This window comes from Paenibacillus sp. FSL R7-0204 (assembly GCF_038002225.1).
Taxonomy (GTDB): domain Bacteria; phylum Bacillota; class Bacilli; order Paenibacillales; family Paenibacillaceae; genus Paenibacillus_AQ.
This window is the reverse complement of sequence record NZ_JBBOCA010000001.1, coordinates 823828-843339: the sequence shown is the minus strand read 5'-3', so window position 1 is coordinate 843339 and position 19512 is coordinate 823828. Positions and strand designations below refer to the sequence as shown.

The window sequence follows — 19512 nt, the reverse complement described above, 5'->3', positions numbered from 1 at the left end:
CCGGGCCGCAAACGGGGAGTCCCCCGGGCCCAGCCGCTTTTTATTGTCATTATAACCTACGAACTCAAGAGCAAGACTACATCTGTGAAAAGTATTCGCAGCTTAATGCCTGCTCACTATTTCACCAAACTTTCGTCAACTTCCATGAAGCTTCACTATATCTTACGCCTGACCGTGGCAGTTCTTATATTTCTTGCCGCTGCCGCATGGGCATGGATCGTTACGGCCGACAGTGGATTCCACATGCACCGGACGTTTCTCAGCAGGCTCCGCGTTGGTGGAGATCTTGTCTTCCTCCACTACCGATTGCCGCTCCTGATTCGTCTCAATGTGCGCCTTCATAATGTAGGTCGCCACTTCCTCCTGAATGTTCGCTGTCATGGCGTTGAACATCTCGAAGCCCTCGAATTGATATTCGCGCAGCGGATCGGTACCGCCGTAAGCACGGAGGTGAATCCCTTGACGAAGCTGATCCATAGCATCGATATGATCCATCCATTTGCTGTCTACGGAGCGAAGCACAATAACCTTCTCGAATTCACGTACCAGCTCCGAGCCAAGACGCTCTTCACGGGCAGCATATTTCTCAAGCACACGGGCGAAGATGAATTCGATGATTTCTTCCACTTCTTTGCCCCACAGATCATCGCGTGTCAGCTCATCCTCTTCAAGAAGCTTGCTGTTCACATAATCTGCAACCTCTTGCAGCTCCCAGTTCTCTGGGATATCGTCACTACAGTGGGCATTCACAATGCGGTCGATAACCGGCTTGATCATTTCCACTACGATGTCTTTGATATTATCTGACTCCAGAATTTCGCGGCGCTGCTTGTAGATAATCTCACGCTGCTGGTTCATGACGTCATCGTATTGCAATACGACTTTGCGGATGTCGAAGTTGTTGCCTTCTACCCGCTTCTGCGCAGATTCAACAGCCTTGGTAATCATACGGCTCTCGATCGGCTGATCTTCCTCGAATCCAAGACGGTCCATCATGTTCAGCACGTTATCCGCACCGAAACGCTTCATCAGCTCATCCCCAAGGGACAGGTAGAACTGTGTCGAACCCGGATCGCCCTGGCGACCAGCGCGGCCGCGGAGCTGGTTATCAATACGGCGCGATTCATGACGCTCTGTACCAATAATATGCAGACCGCCCACATCGGTTACCCCTTCGCCCAACACGATATCCGTACCGCGTCCAGCCATGTTCGTGGCAATCGTTACGGTTCCCGGCTGACCGGCATAAGAGATAATTTCGGCTTCGGCCGCATGGTGCTTCGCATTCAGTACCTGGTGTCTGACACCCTTGCGCTTCAGCATTTCCGATACACGTTCGGAGTTCTCAATCGATACCGTACCTACCAGCACCGGCTGATTCTTCTTGTGGCGTTCCACAATTTCATCAACGACCGCGTTGAACTTGCCGTTCTCGCTTTTGTAGACCACGTCAGGCATGTCGATCCGTTGATTCGGCTTATTCGTAGGAACCTGAAGAACCTCAAGACCATAGATCTTCTTGAACTCCTCTTCCTCCGTCTTCGCCGTACCCGTCATGCCGCCCAGCTTACGGTACATCCGGAAGTAGTTCTGGAAGGTGATCGTAGCCAGCGTCATGCTCTCATTCTGAACTTCGATCTCTTCCTTGGCTTCAATCGCCTGGTGCAGCCCGTCGCTGTAACGGCGGCCCTGCATCAGACGGCCTGTGAACTCATCGACGATCATAACCTCGTCTTCATTCACCACATAATCGACATCCCGGCGCATAATAGCGTTCGCCTTCAAGGCCTGTACAATATGATGGTTCAAGGTAACATGGCTATGGTCATACAGATTCTCTATCCCAAAAGCACGCTCAGCCGTAGCCACGCCCTTCTCGGTAAGTGCAACAGACTTCACCTTAATATCCACGGTGTAATCCTCTTCGGCAGTCAGTTTCTTCACGAAACGGTCTGCTGCATAATACAGCTCTGTCGATTTCTCAGCCTGGCCGGAGATGATCAGAGGAGTACGCGCTTCATCAATAAGGATGGAATCGACTTCGTCAATAATACAGAAGTAGAGCGGACGCTGTACCATCTGTTCCTTATAAAGCACCATGTTGTCGCGCAGATAGTCGAACCCGAATTCATTATTCGTTCCGTACGTAATATCGCAGGCATAAGCCGCTTGTTTATCATTATGGTCCATGCCGTTCAGGTTGACCCCAACGCTCATGCCCAGAAAGTTATAGATTTGTCCCATTTGCCCACTGTCGCGCTGAGCCAGATAATCATTTACGGTGACGACATGCACGCCTTTACCCAGCAGCGCATTCAAATACACCGGCAGTGTTCCAACCAGTGTCTTGCCTTCCCCGGTCTTCATCTCGGAGATCCGGCCTTCATGCAGCGCCATACCCCCAACCAGCTGAACGTCAAAATGCCGCATGCCCAGCGTCCGTTTGGAAGCTTCGCGTACGGTAGCAAAGGCCTCGGGAAGAATCTCTTCCAGGGTCTCACCTTTCTCAATACGGGCGCGGAATTCCGCTGTCTTCGCCTGCAGCTCTTCATCCGTAAGCGATACGAAATCCGGCTCCAGCCCATTAATTACTTCGACCGTCTTCATGAGACGTTTGACATCCCGTTCATTAGTGTCGCCAAATATTTTCTTAACAAGTCCTAGCATGGTTAACCCCTTTCATGCAACACAGATGGTGGAACCGAGCCCATCCTCATAGATTGAAAGGGCCATATATGATTTCGATTCCGCTGCTTCATAAATTGTAACAGTTTGTAAGGGAAGCCGCAATACAAGCCGCCCTAACCTTATTCTGTATAATCCCCTTACAAGAGGACAGATGATGGCATTTTACCGAATCTTCTATATATACGCACAAGAGCCCTATTCGCTTCAGGCGAATAGGGACTCGTCTAATTGTCCATGTTAGGCTGAACCGATGCCCTTGCTTATTCCAACAATTCCCGGTCCACAGGTTAGTTCTGTTCGATCAGACCGTACTTGCCGTCATCGCGTTTGTAAACTACGCTAACTTCGGAAGTCTCAATGTTGGAGAACACGAAGAACGTATGTCCAATCATGTTCATTTGCAGAATCGCTTCTTCCACATCCATAGGCTTCAAGGTGAACCGTTTGTTCCGCACAACCTCAAGATCATCATAATCCTGTTCCTGCTCTTCAACAGCTACGGCGCTGGCCGAACCTTCAACGAACAAGGTCTTCAGGCTGCCTTCCTGGCGGAACTTGCGATTAAGCTTAGTCTTGTGCTTGCGGATCTGACGTTCCAGCTTGTCCACTACGGCATCGATGGATGCATACATATCATCGCTGCGGTCTTCCGCACGAAGCGTCACACCAGCTAGAGGAATTGTCACTTCCACCGTATGAAGGCCGCGAACGACGCCAAGCGTCACAAATCCTTCAGAGGTAGGGGGTGCTTCGAAATACTTCTCAAGTCTGCTGAGCTTCTTATCAACATACTCTCTCAAAGCGTCGGTCACTTCAATTTGTTGACCTCGAATGCTGAATTTCATAAGGCACTCCTCCTTTGTTTACTTTTCCATTATAGCAAATTGTCAGGGCTAAGTAAAAAACAAATCATGACAGACTTTACATTCATCTAACAATACATGTAAAAGTCCTGCCTTAACAACAAACGGCCCGGCTTGAGCATAAAGCCGCCCTAGCCGGACCGAATACTATTGCTGTATTATTTCACTCTGAAGCCTGGATTATGAATGATTGCATTCATCAAGCTTACTTATTTCGTGTGAATCCGCAGAAGCTCTACGGGCGACAATGTGCCATTAGAGTCTGTGATGAAGAAGACTTTGTAGGCTGTATCGGCAGTGAGTCCAGTTATGTTGATACTTTGCTTCACAACTGGGCCACCTGAAAGAGTTCCAGCCCAAGGTGCTGGTATTGTAGCACCTGCACTGTTCTGTGCTTGGGAAATCTGAAATGCGGTTGGATCAGCATCTGTTGCCTTAACCACCACATATTTCAGAGGTGTTACTGGTGCGGCCATCTGCCCGTAAGCTGCATAGACTTCTGCTGTTACCGTTCCTATGCTAGTCACTCCAACCTGTGTAAGCGAAGTGGCAGTGCTTGCTGCTGTTTTCAAGCGAAGCGGTGTTACGCCCGACCAATTGCCTGAAGCGTCAGCCAGAGCAACATATACAGTATACTCAGTACCTGCACTTAGACCATACACAGAGAAAGCAACAGCAGTGTCGCCAGTTGCAGCGATTTTGCCGGAATGAACGCCTGCTGTTGTTGCATTAATCATTCCGTCTTTCACTTGTGCTGCAGTTGGTGCTGTTACGTTCATGCTGTAAGGAGCAACTACATAATACACAGCTCCCGTTACAGAAGGCTTAACATATACATCTGCGGTAACCGAACCTACATGACCGTAGGTTACGTTGCTGACAGAAGGCGAGGTCGCGCTACCGCCTCCGCCACCACCACTACCGCCAGGAACCGGAGTAGCTGTTGGGCTAGTAGTTGGCACTGGAGTTACTGTAGCAGCAGGGGTTGTTGTAGGTGTTGGCATTGGGGTTACTCCACCACCGGTATTCGGCTTATGCACAACCGAGTTGCTTATAATTCCAACCGCTTCGGCACGGGTAAGAGATTTCTTCGGACCGAAGGTTCCGTCAGGATAACCGTTGATGATCTTCTTCTCAGCCGCTGAGGCTACTGCCACCTTGGCCCAAGCTGAGATCTGAGCATTATCCTTGAACTTAAGCGGAGTAGAGCTTGTACTCAGCTTAAGCAGCTTGGCAGCAATGACTGCTGCTTCCTGCCGGGTGAGCGGATTATTGGCCCGGAAGGTATTATTCTCATACCCGCCAATGTAGCCGGCCTTCACTGCCTTGGATACTTCGCTATATACCCAGTTTGATTTCTTCACATCGGTGAAGCTAATGGAAGCCGTATCGGTGAACCCGAACAGGCGATTGATCAATGCCACATATTCACCACGGGTAATAGCCTTATTCGGCTTTACCGTTCCGTCAGGATAACCGCCCAGGTATCCTTTATCCAGCCAGCTCTGCAGTTGCTTCTGCGCCCAGTGTCCTTGAATATCCTTGGGTGTCTTCGCTGCGTACGCACTACCCAGAGATCCGAGCAGCATTGAAATACCAAGTACTCCGGCCGTAAGGCCACGCCACAATTTCTTCATTCTTTTGTTCATCCTCCTGTGAGTTTGATGGGCATAGGCTTCACTGCATGTCTTCTTACCAAAAATCTTTCGGAAGCATACGCCTAAGCAATAATGAGAGTGCAGACTAGGCAACAAAAAAAGCCCAACGGTACCTATTACCCAAAATTTGGAGGGGGATAACACTTTTCCGCAACTAATTTTTACAAAGTGTCCAATTTCGGACTTTTTTCGACTAGAAATATAGGATATTTATGAGAAATATGTAAAGTCCCCACGTGATCTCAAAGATCCCAACTTCATACTTACCTTATCCCTAACAGACAGTCATCATTATTTTAAACCACAATAAAAAAGACCCGGGGAAGATCCCAGGGTCTAATGCTAGCGTTGTCTCAATTGCTAACCATCTACCATATATGTAGGTCGGCTGCGCCGGATGATTATAATTTGATGACGTTAGCTGCTTGTGGTCCGCGTGCGCCTTCAACGATATCGAACTCTACGGATTGACCTTCATCCAATGTCTTGAAACCGTCAGTTTGAATCGCGGAGAAGTGTACGAATACGTCGCCACCATCGGCAGTTTCGATGAAACCATAACCTTTTTCTGCGTTAAACCATTTAACTTTACCTTCCATTGACTAAACATTCCCTTCGTCATCAGATGAACGTGAGTCTTGCTCACAATTCGACTATACCACCGCTGCTTCTCTATTGTCAATTGGAATAGTAAATGGTTACATTCAATATTTTACCATGCCCTAATTGACCTCAGAAAAAGCCAGATTCGGTGAAATAGGATACAAAAAAAGGAGCAGACGTTTTAAAAATACCCGCCCGCTCCCCGAATGAAACAATGAAACAGGGGGAATCTATTATTTTTTTCTATTATTTTTTCCGGTCCATCAGGAAGCTGTCCGGGGTGTATGCCGTCTCGTATGCGTTTCGTTGAATTTTGGCTTGACCGCGCTTCTGCAGCCAGTCTTTGGCTTCCAGGCGATGGGCATTCATCCGGGCAACGATGGCCGGATCATGTTCCATGATTCGACGAATGTCTTCCTTTTGTGCAAGGGTCGGCTGACATTTCTCGACCTCTTGCCCGATGGCATCGACAAGGATTTGGCGCTGTTCTACAAAAGCTTCGAGTTCCTCATAAGAGGAATCATTTAGGATCGAGACCATCGCTAATGTTAAATGCTCAAGCTCCTGGAGCAGCTTATCCATGCTTGAGGTCTTGTCCGGCCGTCATTTTAGCAGCTTGGGCGAAGGTCTGACGAAGCTCCAGAAGGTAGCCGATGGCTTCTTCTGCCTGCACTTTGGACTTATTAATATTCGTCTCCATAAATAAATGATCTATATACTCATAGAGTGTCTTCAGTCCATTGGAAACCTCGTAGGTCGAATCCAGGGAAAAACTCAATTCCTTAATGATCGCCCGGACCTTCCCCACATTCACGCTGACACTATTAAAATCAGATGCATCTATTCCATCCATAGCGGCTTTTCCAAATCGGATGGCTCCGTCATATAACATTAGCAGTAATTGACCGGGACTGGATGTTGAGACCGCCGATTGTCGATATTTTTCATATGGTGATGTAATCATAATTCCAGTTCACTCCTTCATGAAATAAATAATCTATTTAGACGTAAACAAACTGCTCAAACTGGATGACTGGCTATTATATTGTGACATCGCTGTTTCCATCGCTGTGAACTTTTTGTAGTAATTATTCTCAAGGGTTGCTAGCTTAGTTGTCAGATTGCTGATCCGTGTATTGTAATCCTTCAATCGCTTACCCATGGTACTTTCGGTTTTGTAGGTAGCTGTTAGATCCATCGAGTACTTGGAAGTACCAGCCTTCAGAACCAGCTTGTCCAATGTACTGTTAATTTCTGTGGCGAGTTTATCGAACACCCCGCCCTGGCTTGAGGTTCCCTGAAAAATCGCTGCAGTGCCTTGTGGATTGCTCTCGAACGCCTTTTTTAACTTCTCCTCGTTCAAGATAAGCTTGCCATTCTCATAATAGAGTCCTGTAGTTACCCCAACATTACTGAGGGCTCCCAACTGCTCCATAACGACTGCACGCATGGAGGAAATGGTCGACTTAAGCACATCGTCATTTTTATGCAAACCGCTTTTCGCTTTCTTTTCCCACAGTTCAATGTCGTTTTCCTTCATGGCCTGCTTTTGTTCATCGGTCAGCGGGGTAAAATCTTTATAGCGCTCTTCATTCACTTTGGTATTCAATGTATTAAGTAATTCGTTGTAGTCCTGAATAAAGCTCTTTACCGTCTCTACAGCTTTAGATGCATCTGTCTCAGTAGCTATACTAGCTTTGGTAGTTGATGTAGTCTCGGCCAGAAGTGTTATACTTATACCATTGATAGTGAACGTATTACTGGCGAAGTCCATATCTTTCGGGCTATTATTTATATTCACTTGAGCGGTTTGATATTGAGTTTTCGTTACAGTCCCCGAGCCAAATAGCGATAAGAGGGAATCCGTTGTTCCCATTTCAACTTTCCCTGTATTATTGTAAGTCTTGGAGGCAATAGTAAGCTTCCCTGATACTTCATCAAATTTGGCTGTAACGTTGCCCTTCTCCGACTTATTAATCATTGCTAATGTCTCATTAATGGATAGGCCGGCATCAAGCTCCAGGGTATCACCGTTTAGAGTAATTTTGTACTTACCATTTGAGGGGGCTGCAGTGTTATTCAATTTCTGAAGATCGGAGAGCTTCGAACTTCCGTTTAATCTTATACCCGATGAATTAGTTAATGTCATTCCGGCTGTCTCGACGGTAGCAGGTTTAGCAAGTCTTGTAATGCCGATCGTCATGGGGATGCCATTGGCATCCGCAGTTGCCTCGGCTTTTAAGGCGGCTGTATTCCCCGTAACCACAGCTTTTTGAGTAATCATGGAATTAGAATTATCATATTTAGCAAGAAGTTTATTATTACGAAAATCAATAAGCTTACTGTTTAATTCCCGATAGCTGTCCCTCTGCCACTGCAGAGCGATCTTATTCTGGTTTAATTTGATTAAGGGCTGCCTTCTTGCAGTCATCATTTCCTTAACAATACCCTCAACATCTAACCCTGAAGACATCCCACTTACGCGAATTGCCATGCTTGTACTCCCTTCGTATAGAAGCTTATACTCTCTCGTCCACCAAGATTCCCGCAATATGCATCATATTGGCTACCATATCCAAAGTTTTTTCTGCAGGAATTTCTCGGATGAGCTCTCCCGTTTCTTTATTAAGCACCTTCACCATAATCGCCTTGGTTTCTTTATGAACACTTACCTCAAAGCTTTTCTCAGGACCTTCCAGTGCCTTCAGTGCCCGGTCCAATGCTTTGATTACTTGTTCTTCTCCTGGAGAAAAGGTAATCCCCTGACTTTCGAGTCTCTTCATCTGGTTACCACTTCTAATCTGATCAACGGATGAATTTTCTGAAGTCTTTTCTACTGGTGGAGCTGGTTTAGATAAACGAACAGAATTATTGTACTGATTAGACGAACTATTGGACTGTATCTCCATGAAAGCTCCCCCCCGGCACGACTCATGTATAGTCTATATATCGGCCGTTTCCGATTGCAAATTAATACAATAGTCAATATATATTTATCCGATATGTATAAAATATAAATACAAAAAGGGCTCTGGATTGACCAGAGCCCTTCGTGTTACAGATCTTAACGAAGCAATTGCAGAACGCCTTGCGGCTGTTGGTTAGCTTGAGCAAGCATAGCTTGAGCAGCCTGAGCAAGGATAGAGTTCTTAGTCTGGGACATCATTTCCTTCGCCATGTCTACATCGCGAACACGGGATTCAGCGGCAGTCAGGTTCTCGGAAGATGTGCTCAGGTTGTTGATGGTGTGCTCCAGACGGTTCTGGTTAGCACCCAGTTTACTTCTTTCCTGGGAAACAATTTCAATCGCATTGTTGATGATGCTGATTGCACTGTTCGCAGTATCTTTGTTAGCAACGTTGATAACATATTCAGACGCGGAGCCATTCTTAACAGTACTATCTCCGTATGATACGTCAGCTACATCACCATTTTGCAAGGTAACAGTCTGTCCTGCAGTTTTGGTAGCAGAAGTAAGACCCAGCGCTTTGGAACGCATGTCGCCGATGGCCAGCTTCAGGTTCTGATCTTTGTTCGCACCGATGTGGAAGTTAACGGAAGCATCCGCACCAGCAGCACCGACAGCGGATGTAGTGTTAAATCCAAGATCTGATGCAGCAGAACTTCCCGCTACCGTACCAAATGTAATTTGGCTGGCTGCGCCTTCTTTACCACTGGATACTTGGAAACGCACTCTGTCTGTATCCGCTACAGATAGTGCCTGAACGTCTACCAAGTCTCTTTGAGCAGCAGTTGGGTTAGCAAGGTTCCAGTTTTGAATTTGCGTGTTAATTCCTGTCTTAATAGCAGAAGACAAAATGTCCTTGTCCGTGTAGTCTCCAGCAGTCAAAGTAACACTATAGGTGTTACCATCAACATTCAGCGATAGTGCATCATTTTTTGCAAGACCTGCTGTAAGTGTTGCATCAGTCAAACCAGCCAAACCAGCTGCTACACCCGTAATAGAGGTCACACCATTACCACTGCCAGCTGCCGCTGTACCAATTTGAATCGAACTACCCAGTGCAGCCGCCGATGTGAAAGTAACATCGTTTGCAAGTGTTGCCGCGTCAGCATCTGCAGCTGCTGCAGTGTCAAATTGGGAGTCGATTTCTGCAGCCAAGAGATCCGGTGTATTGTACGTTCCATTAGCTAATACAATATTGATACTCTTTGGTGTAGCGCCGCCATCTTTAGTATAATTAACGGTCATTTTGTTGTTAGCAGCGTTTCCGTTCTCTGCTACATCGGTAGCACTGTTAAACAATGCAGATGCTGCATTACCACCGACTACACTGATTTTGCTGTCTGCACCTCTGCCAGCATTGCCATCAGTTATAACTAATTTACCACCAGTAATCGCTACGGAAATTCCTGTAGCACCTGCTGTAGCAGCTCCGGAATCAGTTCCTCCAGCAGGAGCAGCATTAAATGCAGCTTGTAATTTAGCCTGCAAATCAGTAGCTACTGCACCATCATCTGCAGAAGCAGCAAGTGTAATGGTACGCACTGAGTTACCAATTTTCACTGTCAACTCATTGTGAGTAGCATCTACAGCAGTTGATAAAGTAGTTGTAGCGTTTGTAAGTGTTCCACCACCAAGACCACTAGTGTACTTACCAACAGTACCGTCATGAATAGTAACAGCTGCAGAAACAGCTGCACCAACTCCTGTACCAGCAGTTGCAGCTGATCTCACTACGAATTTATCTGTTCCTGCACCAATCTTATCCAGTGATGTTGCGTTTTTCACAGCAGCAATAGCTTCGGTTTTATCCTTGGAACCATTGATCAAGCTCTGTGTATTGAATTCAGTAGTGTTACCAATGCGGTTGATTTCATCAGCCAATTGGTTCACTTCGTCTTGAATGCTCTTACGGTCGCTGTCAGTGTTCGTTCCGTTCGCGGATTGAACAGCAAGTTCGCGTACACGTTGCAGAATGCTGTGGGTTTCGTTCAGTGCGCCTTCAGCTGTCTGAATCATCGAGATCGCATCCGAGGAGTTACGGGAAGCTTGATCCAAACCGCGGATTTGACCGCGCATTTTTTCGGAAATGGCCAGACCTGCTGCATCGTCGCCTGCACGGTTAATACGAAGACCGGAAGACAGCTTCTCGATGTTCTTGCTTTGGTTAGCAGTGTTAGTGCTAAGTTGGCGGTGAGTATTCTGCGCCGTGATATTGTGATTGATAATCATTGTGTATTTCCTCCCTGAAATTGGTTTGTCCACATCCATGTGGTAAGCACTGTCGTTAAGGTCGGCCGCCCTGCCGATCAGTGCCTAATATATATATCGTCTTCCGCACTTTATTGTTAATAGCTAATTTAGAATTTTTTGAAATTATTTTTGCGGCCGTATCCGCTCCAGGAGTGCACTCAGATCCCCGGCACTGGTTGACACTGATTCTTTGTTGGCTTCCTTAATGGATAAATAGACTTCCTGTCGGAAAATATCTACATGCTTAGGAGCGGAAATGCCGACTTTCACACTATCCCCTTCAACACCCAATATGGTGATTTCAATATGGTCTTGAATGATAATAGATTCGCCCTTTTTGCGTGTTAATACCAGCATGTTCATTCACCGCCTTTTTGAGCTTCGTCACTATTGTCTCTCCACAAACGCTGACGGACCTGATACGCGGACTTAATCAGCACAATCTGCTTGCCTGTATGATTAATAGGATTCAATACGATCGGAGCCAGCAGGTTAACTGTTGACTGATCCAACTGCTCCCTAATCGTCACTATAGAGCGGATAAGGAATGAATCCTTAATCTCCAACTCTTCAGCATCCTTATCCGGGAATTCAAATTCATATTCCGGGTAGAACAGAAAAGGGTCGGTTAGTAAAAAAGAAAGGCTCTCTGTTTTGAGCGACTGGAGGTATGAGAATTGCCCTTCCCCTACTTCAATAACAGCAAATTCTGTTTCCTCCTCAAAACCGGGAATCCCTTTCGGAAAAATAAAAATTTGATCCGCGCTTATATCCATCGTTCCCATATTTAGTGATTCTTTAACCATCTTCTCCACACCTTTCCTTTCACATATCTAGCAAAAAAGGCTATAGATGGTCGTTATCAACCTATTCTATAGCCTTATTCTATTACATTTGTACATTTAGCTCCGGAGGAATAAAGCTTAGAGAAGGCTTCTGTCTCAGATACACCTCAACACTTGCTGGATTATAGCTGATTTCCGCTTTATGAGCTGTTGCTTCAATGCGCACTTCTGCTTTGCGGTATTCGATTTGAGGCGGAACTACTCTGACATCAATATGAACATTATCAACTGAAGCTGGCCCTCTCACCTCAGGATAGGAGACTGGCCGCCAATCCTCTCCATATACATCTGCTATGGTATTTCCGGGCTTATGAAAGTTAGCCATACGCTCACCTTGCTCCATCCGTTTGGCAATCCCCTGCAGCCAAAGCTGCTCTACGCCTGAATAGATGCGTTCACTCATTTCCCGGTAGGTACCACCTGTATAGGCTGCTCTCGCTGCCGACTGATCTATTGTCATTTCCGGTTCGAACTGCTGTATACTCAGTTCCCCGGGCGTAGTCGTAATCTGCAGGTCAGCTTTGGGCTGAGTAATGGAAAGTTTGCCCGCTGTTGTATCCAAACCAATTAGAGCAGGAGTCTGACGAATCTGTACAATGGGCTGCATCAACAATCCTCCCTTTTATCTTATGAAATCAACAAGGGTAGATTGAATAATCTTTGCACCTACGGACAGAGAAGCATTATAAATATTCTCCTGAATCTTAGACTGCATAAGCAGTTCGGCATAGTCACCGTCCTCAGTTTTAGATTGAAGATCGGTAAGGTTAACCTCCAGATCACCTAGACGGTTCTGCATCAATTCTATACGATTAGTCTTGGCCCCAATGTTCGCCTGTACTGCCAGCATCTTGTTTATTCTATCATCCAAGTTAGAAAGTTCTGAAGAGATTGCAGCTGTATCGCCGGATGCAAGAGCGGAAGAGATTCTGTCGATGACTGCAAAGATATTATCTGTATCCGGTTCTACTGTACCATCTTTGTTAATAGAGGAAGCCCCGAACACTTCATTCCCCGTAACGTTAATGGGCATTTGGACACTGTCACCAACAGAATAATTAACAAGACCTTCATCTGTAACGACAAGGGCGGCCCCGGAAATATCAAGTTTCCCATCCTCTCCGGTAGAGAAATCGAAAGGTTTGACATCATACTTTTGCCCATTGAAAATGTATTTCCCATTGAATTGGCTGTTTGCTATATCAACTAGTTGATCTTTGAGCTGTACTACCTCTTCGTTAATACTATTGAGTGCCTCTTGAGGGTTAGAACCATTGGCCCCTTTGACCGACAACTCTCTCAAGCGCTGGACTACTTCCCCCGCTTGAGTCATAACGGTATCATTAAATTCAAGCCATGAAACAGCACTGCTCACGTTCTCCTTATATTGCTCATTTGTGGACAATTCCGCACGGTAACGCAGAGAATAAGTTATCCCCACCGGATCATCCGACGGCTTATTAATCTTGCGTCCTGTTGCCAGCTGCAACTGGGTGTCATTCATAGTGCGTGCATTGCGGTTCAGGTTAAGGAGCAACTGTGAGTTCATCATATTGGAAGTTACTCTAAGCATCCTTTAGCCCTCCTTTCCTTATCTGCCTACAGTTCCGGTAGAGTTGATTAATTTATCAAGCATTTCATCATAAGTCGTCATAAAACGCGCAGCAGCGCTGTAAGCATGCTGGAATACCAGCATATTGGACATCTCTTCATCCAGAGACACCCCACTGACCGATTGCCGTCTGGCATTCACTTGCTCCACGAGAAAATTAGAGTTTTCTGTCTGGCGTGTAGCTTCCTGGGACTGAACACCAAGCTGCCCAATTAAGCTCTTATAAAATGATCCCGGTGTTGCTTTTATCCCTGTTGTTGGTGAAGAAAAACTGCCGCCCTGCTGGATGGACAATAGCAAGGCCAATGTATTATTGCCTTTTACAACTGTTTCAGAGGTGCCTGTTCCACTGGTCCGCAGGGAAGTAGCAAGTAGGTTGGTATCTGCAGCAATCTCTGCATTAAACGAAATACTACCCGCTGTAATCTCCGTTCCTTCTCCGCTAATTGTAAACAGTGGCTTTCCGGGATTCAGCGTCCCGTCCATGGTGTAGCCAATCTGATGCAGTCCATTGAGGCCTTTGACGACCGTCTTTACATCTGAACTCAGTGTAGCACCTCTCGGCATTGCCGATCCTGCACTAAGCGTGGCCTTTGAGCCGTCTGCTTGAGTGATGGTAGCCTCATTGGTTAACACCGTTCCTTCAGGAAGCACCGAACCCTTGGGAAGCGTGACCTCTACCTCGCCAACCGCTATCGTGTTAGCTATATTATCAAGCTGCTTCTTATAATCCGCAACATACTTCTGACTGGAAGTAATCATACCATGTACTTCTCCAGTTTTTAGATCCCCTGAAGCAAATGCAGTGTTAAGGAATGCGCTGTCCACGGTCGCAGATACAGCGGCTCCTTGTACAAGCTGTTGGCTGCCAAGCGATATATTATAGCCATATTCGGTATCTATTACACTGACATTAGCAATCTTGGATAGCTTGTCCGTCAGCAGGTCACGTTGATCCCGTAGATCATTCGCTTTGTCACCCATGCTTTCAATTTTGAAAATAGATGAGTTCAGGTCTGCGATTGAAGTTAAATATCCCTGTACCTCAGTACCTTTGACTGCTACATTGGAGGCCAAATCCGTATCAAGGTTACTAAGCTGCCTACTCATATAATTAAGTGCATCGGTCAAAGCCTGAGCAGTCTGAACTACGATCTTACGGGAAGTGCTGTCTTCCGGATTTTTACTGAGATCCGACCAAGACTTCCAAAAATTATCGAGCACTGTACTTATCCCTGTATCCGATGGTTCTTTAAAAATCGATTCCAGCTTATCAAGCGTATCCGATTGGATTGTCCAACTCCCCAACGCCGAGTTCTCGCCCCGGTATTGGGTATCGAGGAAGGTCTCCCGTATCCGGTCAATGGAACCAAATTCTACGCCTGTTCCCAGTTGTCCTGGAACTGTAGAGTTGTTAAGGCCATAGGCTTCAATCGGAATAGATGCTCTCATATTCACACGCTGGCGGGTGTAGCCCTCCGTGTTGGCGTTGGCAATGTTGTGGCCGGTGGTGTTGAGCGCCGCTGTCTGGGTAAACAGGCTTCGTCTTGCGGTCTCTATGGAATGAAATGTCGATGTCATGCTACTTGTACCTCCCTTGTGATTGCTGCGGTGGGCGCAGCTCAGCGGATAACCTGATTATCCACGGGCATCAAAAAGACCCGGCCGAGTTACACTGCTGCCCTTGTCGGACGGATGATGGTACGTCATTTCCTGATTTGGTCTTCCGACCAGCAAATCCAGGGAATAATCTATAAAGGTAAGCGACTGCTCAATCAGCTTCTGGTTCAGCTCATTGGCCTTTTTTAATTGCTGCAATGTGCCGGACAGCTTCTGCTGAATATGCAGCAGGCGCGATTTGTCATCGGGATCAAATACAAGGCGGGACAGCTCGGTAAGATTCAGATTCAGATTGGAACGGATTCCAACCCCCTGCAAAAACTCGAATGCCGCTTCTGCACGCCGTTCTTCCAGCTGTCCGATCACCTTCATCAGCTTGGACTCGCGGTTCAGGATATCAATGAGACCCTCTACCTTGTTGTCCATAATGGTCTGTTTCTTGACTGCGGCCAGATCCAGCATCTGCACATGCGCCTCGTCCAGCCGCTCAAGCAATTCTAATAATGTTGTAAGTGCCATGGGTGTGTTCACCTAATTCTCGGAGGATTGCTTAAAGTAGGGGGCGAGTGTCTCGGCGAGCTTGGCTGCGTCAACCTGGTAGGTACCTGCGGATACTTGCTGTTTCAGGCTCTCGATCTTGTTCGCACGTTCAGTGTCAATCTTGCCGCTCTTCTGTGCCTGGAGCAGCTTAATGGCCTCATCCGAAATCGATACCTCATCCTTGCGTGTACTCTTCTTCATCTGATCCTGCCTTTGCGATTCCGCACTTCGCTGGTATGGATTAATCGCATTGATTCGTCCGGCATCGTTAATTTTCATAACTTCACCTTCCTTCTGTAATAAAAAAGCCGATAATCTTTACTAAGTTTATCGGCCCCAGTTGAAACATTCTTTATAGCTGCAAGCGTTTTTTTGCAGGTTTTTATTAGTTACGGAACTTATCTACAACGCGGTAGGCGGCATCGGGGGATTTCTTGGCTTTCTCTTTGTCCATATTCTCCTTAACGGCATTCGCCAGATCCTTCGTTAACCGGCTGCGGCAGCTGTCGCACATATGCCCTTCCCGGATCAGGGTTCCGCATACCTCGCAAGGGTACATCATATTGGGCGCATTGGCTATGGAAATCCGTCCCTCCCGAATAAAGCGCGTGATTTCTTTGATGGAAATATCGGTGGCATCGGACAGTTCCTGTATGTTGGTGCCTCTATTTTTACGCAAATATTCTACACAGATTTCATACTGCTGCTCTAACTCTTTGATGCAGGGCTGGCACAGGTTCATCAGGTTCTTGACATATAACCGGCCGCATTTCGGACAATTGTCTACATTCATATCTATCGCGGCTCCCTTCTATCATTCTGCACAACTCATGAATCGCTTATGATACTAAGATTACATGATCGCCGAAGATCCGTCTATGTTTAGTATCGGTCAGGGAAGCGGTTTTATTGAATTCTGGAACAGCGGCAACTGCTAGGAACGCGCCCAGGTCAGAGAGTAGATTTCAGCAAGGCAATTCTGGCTGCGGCAGAGCTGCTGAAGCGCTTCGGCGCAGGCACGAATCGTACTTCCGGTAGTGTAGATATCATCGACAATAATAATTCGCAGAGGACGCTGTTCAAGCTGATGCGTCGCGCGGGAATGTAGGTGTTCCTTCAGACTTTGCAGAACCACCGAATCTGTATTCCCGGCAAAAGCATGCTTCATATCGGCCAGCCGCTCCCTCCTGCTTTTGAAGCTCTGCTTGGCAGTGTGATGGGTGCGGACCAGCAGCGGGAGCTGAGGGATTCCTCTGCGCAGGGATACTACTTCCGCCAGCCGCTCCGCCTGATTGAAGCCCCGTTCCGACAAACGGACAGCGCTCACAGGCACAGGGACCAGCAAATCGGCTTGCCATAGGTTAGAACGCATACGAAGCTTTGAATGCATTATCGGGAATGGTGTACTAAAAAAGTTGCTTTGTAGCGCTTCATTCAGTTGTTGTCCACTCTGTTCTTGTTGCAGCAGCGCGTATGCCCTGTCCAGCATCAGACCGAGCAGGGGCGCGAGCCGCTCATTCCCTCTGTATTTATACTGGCCTAATATTTCACGCATTTCACTGGTGTAGGCTACTGCACTCCGGTTGCACACAATTGGTATGGGTGCATGGCTCCGGCTGCAATCGGGACAGCCCACGTGACGCCCGCAGGTCTGGCACCGGGGAACGCGAATCCATGGAATGCTGCTCTGGCAGTGCAGGCAGATCTCAGGCCAATCAGGGGAAGGGCGGCCTCTGCGGCCGCAAAACAGACATTCCGGCTGCGAAGGCGCGATTAGGGAGCGGGCTTGATTAATCCATGACGTCAGGTTACGCATGGTAATCCTCCTTGTAAAATATGGTGTGTGGAGATCAAAAGTTCAGCATGTATAGCATTCAAAATGAGGGGAGCCGGGCATTCACAGCTATTTCTAAGGAATCCTCACAAAATCATTAAGACTTGATATATCCCTGTCTGCGGGCAATGGCATTCATACTGCGGATCTGTGATATGGCAGCGCGCTGCGAGCGGCTCCACTCTGCCGAAGCGAAGATGACATTGCCTGCCGGATCATCCTTGGAGCGTCCCGCCCGGCCCGCCATCTGCACCAAGGCTGCCTCATCAAAAAGTCCGCTGTCCGCATCCAGAATAAACACATCACTATGCGGTACTGTGACCCCACGCTCCAGAATCGTTGTCGTTACCAGCAGGGAAATAGTGCAGTCCCGGAACTTAAGCACCTTCTCTGCCCTGCCCGGATCTTGAGAGGAGGTTCCCTCTATAGAGACTCCGAGAAATATCCTCCGCAGCAGCTGCAGCAGCTCCTCAATATGGGCGATTCGGGAGACAAAGAGGAAAATCTGCGCCTTACGGTCAAGGGACCGCTGCAAAGCTGACAGCAGTCTCCCCGGAAGCTTGCCCTGCCTCAGACAGCGGTAGAGCGGCGGTATCCGGATATGGCGCGGAACCGGCAAGGGATGGCCGTGAAAGCGGACCGGGACCCTTGCATGCGGCAATCTGCCGGAGCGGGCAAGACGTTGCAGCTCCGCAGGCGGCGTGGCGGAGAGAAGGATGAATCGTCCGCCGGGCTTGCAGACCTGCCTTGCGGCGTAGTCCAGCATGGGATCGTTGTGATAGGGAAACGCATCGATCTCATCGATGATGACCAGATCGAAGGCCTGGTTAAACCGCAGCAGCTGGTGCGTGGTCGCCAGGGTGATCCGGCTGCGGCGCAAGCGGTCCTCGCTGCCTCCGTACAGCACGGCGGGGACATCCGCCGGGAAGGCTCTGGCCAGGCGCGGCGCAAGCTCCAGCACGACGTCACGCCGCGGCGTGGCGATCAGCACCCGGCCTCCGGCCGCGAGCGCCGCGTCCAGGAGCGGGAAAGTGATCTCCGTCTTCCCCGCTCCCGTCACTGCCCAGAGCAGGAACCGCTCTGGGCCCGGGGCGGCGGAGCGCCTGCGCGGCTCCGCCAGGAACCCCAGCGCAGCAGCGGCGGCCGCAGCCTGCGCTGCGCTAAGCCCCCACCGGCGTGCCGCCACGGTGGGGGACACGCCGGCCGTGCAGCGCACGGCCGGCAGCGGTGCGCTGCGCAGCAGCAGCGCGCAAGCCCGGCTGCGCCCCAGTGCGAGGCAGGCCTCGCAATAGGCGCAGCCGGCAAGGCCGCACGCGGCGCAGGCCGTGCGGCCCGTGGGCACGCTGCCGCAGCGTAGGCAGCGCAGTGCTTCGCGGCGGCGCAGGCCCAGCCGCGCGCCCGCCTTGCCCTGGACGGCGGCTTCCAGCTGCAGCCGTCCCTGGAGATAGGCGAGCTGCGCCGCAGCCCGCCAATGCTCCGCCAGCTCCGGGAGCTGCTCGGCCACCAGTGCCTCTGCTTCACCCTGAAGCAGAGAACGCCCGTCCAACGCCGCAACCAGCCGGTCTGCTCCCGCTGCAAGTACCTCCATTCCCCTCCTCCATAAGCTTTCCTGTTCGTCCCCCCACACACCCTGCAATCCCCCATACCCGCTCCATCCCCTGTCCTCCGGCAGCCTGTACACCTTAACCTCCTCAAAAGGCCAACCCGCTCCCCGGCCACCTCCAGCAGCCCGCTCCGACCGGATCTCTGCCTTCAGAAGAGCGGCGGCGTATTTCGTCCAGGCTGCCTCCTCCCAGCGCTGCATCTGGTTCTTGAACTGGCAGGCTGCTGCCAGCTTCACTGCCCACCCCAATGGCAGTGACCGGGAGAGCAGCACAACCTGATCTGCCGCTTGGTTTTCCTGCTCTTCCAACCGCCCTCCCCAACCCTCACCCGCCCACCATAATTCGTCCACCGCCAAATTCAGCGAAATCCGGGCCTGCCACTCCCCGCCCTGCGCCGCCACATACACAGCCACCTTCAATCCCATCG

Annotated in this window: 19 protein-coding genes; all 19 read right to left on the bottom strand. The window is 48.9% G+C overall.

Going from position 1 to position 19512, the window contains the following annotated elements; translation table 11 throughout:
- Positions 1-162: 162 nt before the first annotated feature.
- Entirely contained in the window at positions 163-2667 is a 2505-nt protein-coding gene (secA, locus tag MKX42_RS03825) for a preprotein translocase subunit SecA (protein ID WP_340751387.1), read from the bottom strand.
- A gap of 308 nt (positions 2668-2975) precedes the next feature.
- Positions 2976-3533 carry a ribosome hibernation-promoting factor, HPF/YfiA family gene (gene hpf, locus MKX42_RS03820; protein WP_340751386.1) on the bottom strand — a complete coding sequence of 186 codons (558 nt, stop codon included), beginning with the start codon at positions 3531-3533 and terminating at the stop codon, positions 2976-2978.
- A 227-nt stretch (positions 3534-3760) separates the two neighbouring features.
- A complete protein-coding gene (locus MKX42_RS03815; RefSeq protein ID WP_340751382.1) occupies positions 3761-5188 on the bottom strand; it encodes an S-layer homology domain-containing protein in 1428 nt (475 codons plus the stop codon).
- 422 nt (positions 5189-5610) lie between these two features.
- Positions 5611-5808 (bottom strand): cold shock domain-containing protein, encoded by a 198-nt coding sequence (locus MKX42_RS03810; protein WP_019915069.1) that lies wholly within the window; start codon positions 5806-5808, stop codon positions 5611-5613.
- A gap of 250 nt (positions 5809-6058) precedes the next feature.
- Positions 6059-6394: a hypothetical protein gene (locus MKX42_RS03805; RefSeq protein ID WP_340751381.1), complete on the bottom strand. Its 336-nt coding sequence runs from the start codon at positions 6392-6394 to the stop codon at positions 6059-6061.
- Positions 6387-6776: a flagellar export chaperone FliS gene (gene fliS / locus MKX42_RS03800; RefSeq protein WP_340751378.1), complete on the bottom strand. Its 390-nt coding sequence runs from the start codon at positions 6774-6776 to the stop codon at positions 6387-6389. Before fliS ends, MKX42_RS03805 begins: the two co-directional genes overlap by 8 nt.
- A gap of 33 nt (positions 6777-6809) precedes the next feature.
- Positions 6810-8306, bottom strand: a complete 1497-nt coding sequence (gene fliD, locus MKX42_RS03795) for a flagellar filament capping protein FliD (protein WP_340751376.1) — start codon at positions 8304-8306, stop codon at positions 6810-6812.
- Positions 8307-8331: 25 nt separating this feature from the next.
- Complete coding sequence (locus MKX42_RS03790; protein WP_340751374.1) at positions 8332-8721, bottom strand: flagellar protein FlaG; 390 nt, start codon at positions 8719-8721, stop codon at positions 8332-8334.
- A gap of 155 nt (positions 8722-8876) precedes the next feature.
- Positions 8877-11009: a flagellin N-terminal helical domain-containing protein gene (locus MKX42_RS03785; RefSeq protein ID WP_340751372.1), complete on the bottom strand. Its 2133-nt coding sequence runs from the start codon at positions 11007-11009 to the stop codon at positions 8877-8879.
- Between the two features lie 144 nt (positions 11010-11153).
- A complete protein-coding gene (gene csrA, locus MKX42_RS03780; protein ID WP_340751370.1) occupies positions 11154-11387 on the bottom strand; it encodes a carbon storage regulator CsrA in 234 nt (77 codons plus the stop codon).
- 2 nt (positions 11388-11389) lie between these two features.
- Positions 11390-11836 (bottom strand): flagellar assembly protein FliW, encoded by a 447-nt coding sequence (fliW, locus tag MKX42_RS03775; RefSeq protein WP_340751368.1) that lies wholly within the window; start codon positions 11834-11836, stop codon positions 11390-11392.
- Positions 11837-11918: 82 nt separating this feature from the next.
- Positions 11919-12482, bottom strand: coding sequence for a DUF6470 family protein (locus tag MKX42_RS03770; RefSeq protein ID WP_340751365.1), 564 nt, complete (start codon positions 12480-12482; stop codon positions 11919-11921).
- Between the two features lie 15 nt (positions 12483-12497).
- Positions 12498-13448 carry a flagellar hook-associated protein FlgL gene (gene flgL / locus MKX42_RS03765; protein WP_340751363.1) on the bottom strand — a complete coding sequence of 317 codons (951 nt, stop codon included), beginning with the start codon at positions 13446-13448 and terminating at the stop codon, positions 12498-12500.
- 18 nt (positions 13449-13466) lie between these two features.
- Positions 13467-15068, bottom strand: coding sequence for a flagellar hook-associated protein FlgK (gene flgK / locus MKX42_RS03760; RefSeq protein WP_340751361.1), 1602 nt, complete (start codon positions 15066-15068; stop codon positions 13467-13469).
- 57 nt (positions 15069-15125) lie between these two features.
- Positions 15126-15626, bottom strand: coding sequence for a flagellar protein FlgN (locus MKX42_RS03755; protein WP_339220733.1), 501 nt, complete (start codon positions 15624-15626; stop codon positions 15126-15128).
- 12 nt (positions 15627-15638) lie between these two features.
- The gene (flgM, locus tag MKX42_RS03750) at positions 15639-15926 is read right to left on the bottom strand and encodes a flagellar biosynthesis anti-sigma factor FlgM (RefSeq protein ID WP_340751359.1); all 288 of its coding nucleotides are present in this window, start codon (positions 15924-15926) and stop codon (positions 15639-15641) included.
- Positions 15927-16032: 106 nt separating this feature from the next.
- Positions 16033-16440: a TIGR03826 family flagellar region protein gene (locus MKX42_RS03745; RefSeq protein WP_340751357.1), complete on the bottom strand. Its 408-nt coding sequence runs from the start codon at positions 16438-16440 to the stop codon at positions 16033-16035.
- 141 nt (positions 16441-16581) lie between these two features.
- On the bottom strand, positions 16582-17463 hold the full coding sequence (locus tag MKX42_RS03740) for a ComF family protein (protein ID WP_340751355.1): 882 nt from the start codon (positions 17461-17463) through the stop codon (positions 16582-16584).
- Between the two features lie 115 nt (positions 17464-17578).
- Positions 17579-19504: a helicase-related protein gene (locus MKX42_RS03735; RefSeq protein ID WP_445669296.1), complete on the bottom strand. Its 1926-nt coding sequence runs from the start codon at positions 19502-19504 to the stop codon at positions 17579-17581.
- Positions 19505-19512 lie beyond the last annotated feature (8 nt).